At 66.2% G+C, this 6,716-nt stretch carries 5 protein-coding genes; 2 read left to right on the top strand and 3 right to left on the bottom strand.

The window, feature by feature from the left end:
• A partial coding sequence (gene argS, locus BIS11_RS08250) for an arginine--tRNA ligase (RefSeq protein ID WP_253585910.1) occupies positions 1-1,667 on the bottom strand: 1,667 nt, incomplete at its 3' end.
• A 138-nt stretch (positions 1,668-1,805) separates the two neighbouring features.
• Entirely contained in the window at positions 1,806-4,052 is a 2,247-nt protein-coding gene (locus tag BIS11_RS08245) for a primosomal protein N' (RefSeq protein ID WP_253585909.1), read from the bottom strand.
• A gap of 145 nt (positions 4,053-4,197) precedes the next feature.
• On the opposite strand from BIS11_RS08245, the gene rpmE reads away from it, so the two are divergent.
• Entirely contained in the window at positions 4,198-4,413 is a 216-nt protein-coding gene (rpmE, locus tag BIS11_RS08240) for a 50S ribosomal protein L31 (protein ID WP_253423617.1), read from the top strand.
• 299 nt (positions 4,414-4,712) lie between these two features.
• Positions 4,713-5,984 carry a malic enzyme-like NAD(P)-binding protein gene (locus BIS11_RS08235; RefSeq protein ID WP_253423620.1) on the top strand — a complete coding sequence of 424 codons (1,272 nt, stop codon included), beginning with the start codon at positions 4,713-4,715 and terminating at the stop codon, positions 5,982-5,984.
• Positions 5,985-6,076: 92 nt separating this feature from the next.
• Here the strand turns inward: BIS11_RS08235 and BIS11_RS08230 are convergent.
• The coding region (locus tag BIS11_RS08230; protein ID WP_253585908.1) for an acyl-CoA thioesterase II at positions 6,077-6,716 on the bottom strand (640 nt) is incomplete at its 5' end.

Here is a 6,716-nt window from a genome sequence, read left to right as displayed (position 1 = left end):
CTGACGCCCATCAGGTCGAGTCCGTTGCGCAGCACCTGGCGGGTGGCGATGCCGAGCGCCAGGCGAACGTTTCGAAGCGCGTCGTCGTCGACCATCACCTTCACCGCGTTGTAGCAGGTGTGGAAGTCGCCGGCCAGATCGAGAAGGTACTGGGCGACCTGCTGTGGCTCGCGGGAGCGCGCGGCCTGCTCGACCACCTCCGGGTAGCGCGCCAGGCGGTTGAGCACCGCTTTCTCCTGGTCGCTGTCGAGACTGGCCAGATTCGCCAGGGCCTGGGTGTAGTCGAAGGCGCGCGACTCCGCCTCGGCCTTTCTGAGCATGCTGCACACTCGGGCGTGGGCGTACTGGACGTAGTAGACCGGGTTGTCGTTGGACTGCGAGCGGGCCAGGTCGATGTCGAAGGTGAGCTGGGAGTCCGCCCGGCGCGCGGCGAGGAAGAAGCGCGTGGCGTCGCGCCCCACCTCGTCGATCAGATCGCGCAGCGTCACGTAGCTGCCGGCGCGCTTGGAGAGCTTCACCTCGACACCGCTTCGAGTCACCATCACCATCTGGTGCAGCACGTAGTCCGGGTAGCCCTTGGGAATGCCGGCTTCCAGCGCCTGCAGGCCGGCGCGCACGCGGGTCACGGTGGAGTGGTGGTCGGCGCCCTGCTCGTTGATCACGGTCTTGAAGCCGCGGTTCCACTTGTCGAGGTGGTAGGCGACGTCCGGCAGGAAGTAGGTGTAGCCGCCGTCGCGCTTTCTCATCACGCGATCCTTGTCGTCACCGAAATCCGTGGTGCGCAGCCACATCGCGCCGTCGTCCTCGTAGGTGTGGCCGTTTCGCGTCAGCCGCGCGACGGTCTCCTCGACCTTGCCCTGTTCGTAGAGCGAGGACTCCAGGAAGTAGACGTCAAACGCCACGCCGAAGGCCTTGAGGTCCAGGTCCTGCTCGCGGCGCAGCCACGCCACGGCGAACGCCTGGATGGCGTCCAGGTCATCGGCATCGCCCTTGGCGGTCACTTCGCGGTCGTCGGCGGTGACGGTCTTGCCGGCCAGGTAGTCGTTAGCCACGTCGACGATGTAGTCGCCGCGGTAGCCGTCTTCGGGCCAGGAGGCGTCGTCCGGCCCCAGGCCCTTGGCGCGGGCCTGCACCGAGCGCGCCAGGTTCTGGATCTGGGCGCCGGCGTCGTTGTAGTAGAACTCGCGGGTGACCTCGAAACCGGTGGCTTCGAGCAGCCGGCACAGACAGTCGCCGATCGCTGCCCCCCGGCCGTGGCCGACGTGCAAGGGACCTGTCGGGTTGGCAGAGACGAACTCGACCTGCACCTTCTCGCCCTGGCCGACCAGGCTGCGCCCGAAGGCGTCACCCGCGTCCAGGATGTTGGCGACGATCTGGGCGGCGGCGTCCGCGGCGGCGAAGAAGTTGATGAAGCCGGGGCCGGCGATCTCGGTCCTGGCGATGGCATCGCTTTCGGGCAGGGCGGCGGTCAGCTTCTCGGCCAGCTCGCGCGGCTTGAGACCGGCGGGCTTGGCCAGCATCAGGGCCAGGTTGGTGGCGTAGTCGCCGTGGGCCTTGTCCTTGGTGGGGTCGATCTTGATGGTCGCGGTCAGGTCATCGGGCAGCACGCCTTGGTGCTTCAGCGCATCGATCGCGCTCTGGAGCAGGGAGTTGATCGTCTCTTTCATTTGAATATCCGAAATTCTGGTGGCGGCGTGCGCAGATAAACGCGTCGAGCAAAATGCAAAAACGCCATTATCGGCATTTGGCGCCGAGTTTCAAAGCCGTATCGCGTTTCGACCGGCCTTGTTCGAGTGAGCGCTCACTCAGGAAAGCGTCTGTGGGTCGATGTCGATCGACCAGCGCACGCGGCTCGCCTCGCGGTTGGCGTCGAGCCACTGCACCAGGTAGTTCGCCGCCGCGTGGCGCTGGCTGCGCTTGTCGGCGGCGAGCAGCAGGTGAACGTGATAGCGGTTCTGGCGCCGCTCCATCGGCGCCGGCACCGGGCCCAGGCAGCGCGCCTGCGTGCCGGAGTGCGCAAGCCACTGGCGAAGCGCCTGGGCCGCTGCCTGGGCGAGTGCCAGCGCCGCCTGCTCCTGGGCGCTCTCCAGGCGCAGCAGCGCCATGTAACCAAAGGGCGGGAGCTTGGCGAGCCTGCGCTCCTCGAGTAAGTCGCGGGCGAGTGCCCCGTAGCCATGCTCGGCGAGCTTGCCAAGGTGCGGGTCGTCCGGGTGCAGGGTCTGCACCAGCACTCGGCCGGGATGGGCGGCACGCCCGGCGCGCCCGGCGACCTGTTCGAGCAGTTGGGCGCTGTGCTCGAGCGCGCGAAAATCCGCACTGTAGAGCCCGCCGTCGGCGTTGACCACCACCACCAGCGTGACGTGGGGCAGGTGGTGGCCCTTGGCGAGCATCTGGGTGCCGACCAGAATGCAGGGCTCACCGCGATGGACCTCCTTGAGGATCGCATCGAAGCTCTCCTTGCGCCGGGTGCTGTCGCGGTCGATGCGGTGGATCGTGGTGTCCGGAAAAAGCCCCGTAAGCGTCTCTTCGGTGCGCTCGGTGCCCGAGCCGAGTGCGCGCAAATCGCCGCTGCCGCACTCCGGGCAGGCGTCCGGCAGCGCCCGGCGGCTGTCGCAGTGGTGGCAGGCCAGAAGCGGGGGCTGGCGGTGCAGCGTCATGCGCGCATCGCACTGGTCGCAGTCCGCCATCCAGCCGCAGGCGTGGCAGGCAAGTCTCGGTGCGAAGCCGCGCCGGTTGATGAACACCAGTGCCTGCTTGCCGGCCTCGAGGGTCGCGGTGATCGCCTTGATCGCCGAGGGCAGAAGCCCGCCCTGGCGGCGCTGGTGGCGAAGGTCCGTGAGTTCGAGCCTGGCCGGCGGGTGGCGGCTCGGGCGCTTCGTGAGACGCAGGTGGCGGTAGTCGCCGGAAAGCGCCCGCGAAAGGCTCTCGAGCGACGGCGTGGCGCTGCCCAGCAGAAGCGGGATGCCGTGATGGTGGGCGCGGGCCACGGCCAGATCGCGGGCGTGGTAGCGAAGCCCGTCGTGCTGCTTGTAGGAGCCGTCGTGCTCCTCGTCGACGATGATCGCGCCAGGGCGGGCGAGCGGGGTGAAGATCGCCGAACGGGTGCCGATCACGATCAGCGCGCGGCCACCGGCGGCGGCCTCCCAGGCGTCCATGCGCTCGGCGTCGTTGAGCCCGGAGTGCAGCGCCACCACCGGCACCTTGAAGCGGCTCTTGAAGCGCGAAAGCGTCTGCGGGGTCAGGCCGATCTCCGGCACCAGGACCAGCGACTGCTTGCCCTTGGCGGCGATGGCTTCGATCAGTTGCAGGTAGATCTCGGTCTTGCCGCTGCCGGTCACGCCTTCGAGCAGGCAGGGGTGGTAGCCGTCGAGGTTCTCGTGCAGCGCGGCAAGTGCGGCTGCCTGCTCGCGATTGAGCGGCAGCGCCGGCGCGGCTAGAAGCCCCGAGGGCGTGTGACCCGCCTGACGAGAGACTTCGGTGGCGAAGGCGAAGCCCTTGCGCGCCAGCGCCTCGAGCTGTGCCCGGGTATAGCCGTGGGCGCTGATCGCCTGGGCGGGCAGGCCATGGGCGTGCTGGCGCAAAAGCGCATGGAGCGCGGCCTGGCGGGGGGCGTTCTTGAGCTCGGCCGCGTCGCGCTCGGTGATCGCCTGCCACTGCAGGTAAGTGCGCCCGGTCAGGGGGTGGCCCTGACGAAGCCTGGCCGGCATGGCGATCTGCAGGGTATCGCCCAGGCCGTGCTGGTAGTAGCGCGCGGTGAAGCGGCAAAGCCACAGCCAGTCCTCGGGCAGCGGCGCGTCGTCGAGCACCTCGGCGACGGGTTTCAGCTTTTCCCGGGGCAGCTCGCTTCTGGCAAGCAGCCCGACCACCACGCCGACCACGTCGCGCCGGCCGAAGGGCACGCGTACGCGAAGCCCCACCTGCCAGCCGCGAGGGGGAACCCGAGGCGCCGGAAGATAGTCGAACAGGCGACGAAGCGGTGAGGGCAGCGCCACCTGCAGCGCTTCCGGCGATGGCGAACCCGGAGCGACGCGGGAAGAAAAGGAGTCTGACAATTGGCCTCCGCCGTTAAAGTTGCTAGAATATGCGCCCGCTTGGCGCTTTGCCAATGAAGCGGATAACCCGGTCAGCAGTTATTTCAAACCCCTATGCGGTGCCTGGCAACGGATCAGGTGGCGGCATGAGTATGCGAGGTTCACGATGAAACAAGGTATCCACCCGAATTACAACATGGTCACCGCCACTTGCTCTTGCGGCAACAGCTTCCAGGTAGGTTCGACCTCTGGTCAGGACTTCTCCCTGGACGTGTGCTCCAACTGCCACCCGTTCTACACGGGCAAGCAGAAGCAAGCCTCTACCGGTGGCCGTGTAGAGCGCTTCAACAAGCGCTTCGGCGCTGCCATGAAGCGCGGCTGATAGCCCCGCTTGCCGGTACCTCGGTACCGGGTGCGAAAAAACCCACGCGATTGCGTGGGTTTTTTTATGGCCAAAAAATGAAATGAATTTCCATTAATTGCTGCGATGCATCAATAAGCAATGGGTTATGGCTGAGTTCGCTTGCTATAAGTTGCAGCAAATAGCCGCTAAAATCGTGGAAAAGTTTTCAACGCAGCCCAATATCTCCTTTTTGTCGACAGGTTGACTGTGTCCTTGAGTGACGATCGCTTTTTCTATATTCTGGTGTGACATATCTACTTTAGGATAATGGATTCCTCATGACGGACGCCAACAAGCAGGCCGCGCTCGATTACCACGCCTATCCCATTCCCGGAAAGCTGTCGGTCGAACTGACCAAGTCCACCGCCTCCGCCCGCGATCTGGCGCTGGCCTACAGCCCGGGCGTGGCCGAGCCGGTGCGCGAGATCGCCCGTGATGCCGAGAACGCCTACCGCTACACCGGCAAGGGCAATCTGGTGGCAGTGATCTCCGATGGCAGCGCGATCCTGGGGCTTGGTAACCTGGGGCCGCTGGCCAGCAAGCCGGTCATGGAAGGCAAGGGCGTACTGTTCAAGTGCTTCGCCGGCATCAACTCGGTGGACGTCGAAGTCGATGCCGAGACGCCGCAGGAGTTCATCGACACCGTTGCGCGCATCGCCGATACTTGGGGCGGTATCAACCTCGAGGACATCAAGGCACCGGAGTGCTTCGAGATCGAGAAGGCGCTGATCGAGCGCTGCAAGGTCCCGGTCTTCCACGATGACCAGCACGGCACCGCCATCGTCACTGCCGCCGGCATGCTCAACGCCCTCGAGATCGCCGGCAAGCGCATCGAAGACGTCAAGATCGTCTGCCTGGGCGCCGGCGCGGCGGCGATCGCCTGCATGCGCCTGCTGATCTCCTGCGGCGCGAAAGCCGAGAACCTGGTGATGCTCGATCGCCGCGGCGTAATCCACACCGAGCGCGAGGGCATCAACGAGTACAAGGCCGAGTTCGCCCGCGACACGGACATGCGCACCCTCGATGACGCCATCGACGGCGCCGACGTCTTCATCGGGCTTTCCGGCCCGGGGCTGGTGAGCGCCGACCACGTCAAGAAGATGGCTGCCGACCCGATCATCTTCGCCTGCACCAACCCGGACCCGGAAATCCACCCGGACGTCGCACGCGGGGCGCGCCCGGACGTGATCATGGCCACCGGTCGCTCGGATTTCCCCAACCAGGTCAACAACGTCCTCGGTTTCCCGTTCATTTTCCGCGGTGCTTTGGATGTGCGCGCCACGCGCATCAACGAGGCGATGAAGCTCGCCGCGGTACACGCGCTGAAGGATCTGGCCCGCGAGCCGGTACCGGAAGAGGTGCTGAACGCGTATGAAGGCCGCGAGATGAGCTTCGGGCGTGACTACATCATTCCGACCCCGGTCGACGTGCGCCTTCTGGAGCGCGTCTCCTCTGCCGTCGCCCAGGCCGCCGTGGACTCCGGCGTTGCGCGCAAGCCGTACCCGGCACACTATCCGCTGAAGACCATCGACAACGTCTACGGCGGCTAGAAACGCCCCGCCCGGGTAGCCGCTGTGCCGATAGCAAGAAGCCCGTCATCGACGGGCTTCTTTGCGTTCAAGGCTTCTTTGCATTCAGGGCATCACGCCTGCGGGTAGCGCGTCAGCCCCTCCTGGGCGGTGGAGGCGACGAGGCGCCCGTGGCGGTCGAAGATGCTGCCGCGGGCAAGGCCGCGGGCACTGCCCGCCCAGGGCGAGTCGATGGAGTAGAAGAGCCACTCGTCGATGCGGGTGTCCTCGTGCAGCCACAGCGCATGGTCGAGGCTTGCGATGCGCAGTTCCGGGTCGCGGAACTCGACGCCGTGGGGGATCAGCCCGGTGGTCAGAAGATTGAAGTCCGACGAGTAGGAGAGCAGGTGGCGATGCAGCGCCGGATCGGAAGGAAGTTCGCCCTTGATACGAAACCACAGGCCCCGCCCGGCCGGGGCGGCGGGGGTCGGATTGTGATCCAGGTGCAGGAACTCGATCGGGTGGCCGGGAAAACGCTCGTGCTTGACGTTACCCTCCTCGATCAGCGATTCGGGGCTCGGCACGTCCGGCATGGTGAGCTGGTGCGTGAAGCCCGGCTCGCGCAGCTGGAACGAGGCGCTGCAGAAAAAGATCGGCCGCCCCTTCTGGATCGCGGTGACCCGCCGGGTGGTGAAGCCGCGCCCGTCGCGCACGTTGTCGACCTGGTAGACCACCGGGCGATGCGGGTCGCCCGGGCGCAGAAAGTAGCCGTGC

It is taken from the genome of Halomonas sp. 707D4, from assembly GCF_024158685.1.
Classification (GTDB): domain Bacteria; phylum Pseudomonadota; class Gammaproteobacteria; order Pseudomonadales; family Halomonadaceae; genus Vreelandella.
This window is presented reverse-complemented; position numbering and strand designations above follow the sequence as displayed.

Bases quoted from the DNA above. Each gene is read 5' to 3' on its own strand.
- rpmE (WP_253423617.1), top strand. From the start codon at position 4,198: ATGAAACAAGGTATCCACCCGAATTACAACATGGTCACCGCCACTTGC.
- BIS11_RS08235 (WP_253423620.1), top strand. From the start codon at position 4,713: ATGACGGACGCCAACAAGCAGGCCGCGCTCGATTACCACGCCTATCCC.